This window comes from Sutterella parvirubra YIT 11816, assembly GCF_000250875.1.
GTDB classification, from domain to species: domain Bacteria; phylum Pseudomonadota; class Gammaproteobacteria; order Burkholderiales; family Burkholderiaceae_F; genus Sutterella; species Sutterella parvirubra.
The window spans coordinates 29,123-32,336 of sequence record NZ_JH604959.1 but is presented as its reverse complement, the minus strand read 5'-3'; the positions used below and the strand labels follow the sequence as shown (position 1 = coordinate 32,336).

The 3,214-nt window shown below is 66.5% G+C and carries 3 protein-coding genes; 1 reads left to right on the top strand and 2 read right to left on the bottom strand.

Annotated features, from left to right (window positions below; all coding sequences use genetic code 11):
* Positions 1-581 (top strand): dehydroquinate synthase/iron-containing alcohol dehydrogenase family protein (locus tag HMPREF9440_RS05415; RefSeq protein ID WP_040763875.1); only part of this gene is annotated, 581 nt, incomplete at its 5' end.
* A 127-nt stretch (positions 582-708) separates the two neighbouring features.
* Here HMPREF9440_RS05415 and HMPREF9440_RS05410 read toward each other — a convergent pair.
* Positions 709-1,902: a THUMP domain-containing class I SAM-dependent RNA methyltransferase gene (locus HMPREF9440_RS05410; protein WP_008542242.1), complete on the bottom strand. Its 1,194-nt coding sequence runs from the start codon at positions 1,900-1,902 to the stop codon at positions 709-711.
* A 165-nt stretch (positions 1,903-2,067) separates the two neighbouring features.
* A partial coding sequence (locus HMPREF9440_RS05405) for a glutamate-5-semialdehyde dehydrogenase (protein ID WP_008542241.1) occupies positions 2,068-3,214 on the bottom strand: 1,147 nt, incomplete at its 5' end.

The following is a 3,214-nucleotide window of genomic DNA, read 5'->3' as shown; positions in this document are numbered from 1 at the left end:
ACGCGCTCTCGAAGGAATGCGAAGCGGTGTTCTCGTCCCGAGGGCTCGATCTGAAGCACACGCCGCTTTTGGGCGTCCAGGTCGCGAAGGTCTGCGAGGCGCCGCTTCTGCGCTTCGGCGAGGAAGCGCTCCGCGACTTTGAGGCGGGGCGCCTCACGGATGCGTTCTCGCAGACGGTGTTGGACATCATCATCTCGACCGGGATCGCCTCGAACCTGCTCACGACCGAGCACGACTACTACTACAACTCGTCGCTCGCGCACTGCTTCTACAACGCCTCGATGGTGCTTCCTGCCGGGCACAAGCACCTTCACGGCGAAGTGGTGAGCTTCGGCGTGTTGGTACTCCAAGCGGCCGACGGCAACGATGAAGCGTTGGCGCGCCTCATGGCCTTCAACAAGTCGCTCGGCCTCCCCGTGAAGCTCGCCGACATCGACATCACGACGGAAGAGGAGGTGGACCGCTTGGTTGCGCGTGCCCAGAGCCTTCGCGAATGGACGTGCGTCCCCTTCCCGATGACGCCCGAAGCCTTCAAGGCCGCGATCATGAAGGTCGACGAAGCCGGCCGCAAGCTCGGCTGACCGCCAGCTCCCGACATGAAGAAGCCGCCGGACCCGTGAGGGTTTCGGCGGCTTCATCGTCTTTGTCTTGAGCTTCCGGAGAAGCGCTCCGTGTGAATCCGTGAGCGCTTCCGGTCGGCGGCTGAAATCAGCTCTCTTCGGCTTCCGCAGCCGCCTTGCGGCGGTTGCTCCCCGCCACCATGTCGAAGCGGAAGAAGCGGCATTCGAGCGGCCCGTTGAAGAGCACGATCTTGCGGGATTCCTTCAAGCGCATCTGCCCGGGGAGGGTGCGGTCGGAGGTGAGCATCCAGGCGGTCCACCCGGCGTAGTGGGCTTTGAGGTGGTCCGCGACGCTCTTCATCATCGAGCGGATGGACGCCGACTTCGGGTTCGACTGCTCGCCGTAGGGCGGGTTGGCGATCAAAACGCCCGTGACGCCCTCGGGCGGGAGCACCTCACGGGCGTCGCCCTGGGTGAAGGTGAGACGCCCGTCATCGAGCATGGCGGAGAGCCCCGCACGCGCGGCGTTCTCACGGGCCTTTTCGACCACGAGGGACGAAATGTCGGAGGCGCGGATCTGAACCTTGGCGTAGGGGTTGACGGCCGAACGGGCGTCTTCCTTCATCTCGCGCCAGAGGTCCATGTCGAAGCCTTCGAGCTTCTCAAAGGCGAAGCTGCGGGTGAGCCCCGGCGCCATGTTGGCGGCCATGCGGGCGGCTTCGATGGCGATCGTGCCCGACCCGCAGAAGGGGTCGACCAAAGGCATTTCCGGCGTCCACCCGGAGAGCATCAGAAGACCCGCCGCAAGGTTTTCTTTGAGCGGCGCTTCGCCGTGGGTGAGGCGCCAGCCGCGCTTGAAGAGCGCTTCGCCGGCCAAGTCCAGATAGAACGTCACCTGGTCGTACGTGATGAAGGCCTGAATGCGCACGTCCGGGTTGTGGCGCTCGACGTCGGGGCGGCGGCCCGCCAGCTCACGGAAGCGGTCGCAGATCGCGTCCTTGATGCGCAGAACCGCGAAGTCGACGCTCTCCAGGGGGCAGCGCTGCGCGGTGGCGGCGACGCGGATCGTGTGGTCCGGGCCGAACCACTTCTCCCAGGCGGTCTTCTTCACGAGATCGTAGATGTCGCGGCTGTCCCAGTAGCCGCCCTGGGCGACGCGCATGAGGATGCGGCTCGCCGTGCGGGAGTGCAGGCACGCCGCCATCGCCGTTTCCGTGCCGCCCACGAAGCCGCAGCCGCCGCGGCCGGCTTCGACGCGTTGGGCGCCGACGGCGTGAAGTTCGTCGGCAAGAAGCTTTTCGAGCCCGAAGGGGCAGACGGCATAGAAGTAGTGCTGGGCCATGACTGTGGGACGAGCGGGTAGGTTGCCCGCGCCCGAAACGTTCCGGGCGCGTTAAAAAAACGGAAGGCCCGTGATTTTCTCAGAAATCAGAGGGGCCGTGGGGCGGGGCGGGCGTTTCTCGCGAAGGCCGACGAAACGCCCGCCCCGGGCGTGTGCGGGAGAAGCTCAGCGGCGGCCTTCGCCGTGGCCGAGGACGATCCACTTTTCGCTCGTGAGCCCTTCGAGGCCCACGGGACCGCGCACGTGAAGTTTGTCGGTCGAGATGCCGATCTCGGCGCCGAGCCCGTACTCAAACCCGTCCGCGAAGCGCGTGGAGGCGTTCACCATCACCGAGCTCGAATCCACTTCACGGAGGAACCGCTCCGCCGCGCGGGCGCTTTCCGTGATGATCGCGTCCGTGTGGCCGGACCCGTGCGCCGCGATGAAGTCGATCGCTTCGTCGAGGGACTCGACGACCTTGATCGCGATGATCGGGGCGTTGTATTCGGTGTCCCAGTCTTCGGGCGTGGCGTCCAGAGCGCTCATGCCGGTTTCTTCGACGATGCGCCGCGAAAGCTCGTCGCAGCGCATCTCGACGTTCTTGTCGTGGAAGATGCGCGCCAGGGGCGGTAGCACCTTGAAGGCGACCTCACGGTGGACGAGCAGGTTCTCGGTCGCGTTGCAGGGCGCGTAGCGCTGGGTCTTCGCGTTGTCGACGACGCGCACGGCCATCTCGAGGTCGGCATCGCGGTCGACGTACGTGGTGCAGACGCCGTCCAAGTGCTTGATCATCGGGACGGTGGCTTCGGCAGCGAGGCGCGCAATGAGACTTTTCCCGCCGCGCGGGATCAGCACGTCCACCCATTCGCGGGCGCGGATCAATTCACCCACCAACGCGCGGTCGGTGTCTTCGATCATCTGCACGCCGTCCGCAGGCAAACCCGCTTCGCGGAGCGCCTCACGCACGATCAAGGCCAAAGCGAGGTTGCTGCGGATCGCTTCCGAGCCGCCGCGCAGCACCAGCGCGTTCCCAGACTTGATCGCAAGCGCCGCGGCGTCGACGGTGACGTTGGGGCGCGCTTCGAAGATCATGGCGATGACGCCCAAGGGCATGCGCATGCGGCCCACCTGAATGCCGGTGGGGCGCGGACGCAGGTCCGTGACGACGCCGACGGGGTCGGGGAGCGCGCGCACCTGGCGCACGCCTTCGGCCATCTGCTTCACGCGCTCGGGCGTGAGCGCCAGGCGGTCGAGGAAGGCGGCGTCGCGCCCGGACGCGCGGGCAATCTCGACGTCCTTCGCGTTCGCTTCGAGGATCGCGTCGACGGCGGCC

What these genes read in the sequence shown, in the direction of transcription:
- HMPREF9440_RS05410 (WP_008542242.1), bottom strand. Translation starts at nt 1,902, where the DNA reads ATGGCCCAGCACTACTTCTATGCCGTCTGCCCCTTCGGGCTCGAAAAG.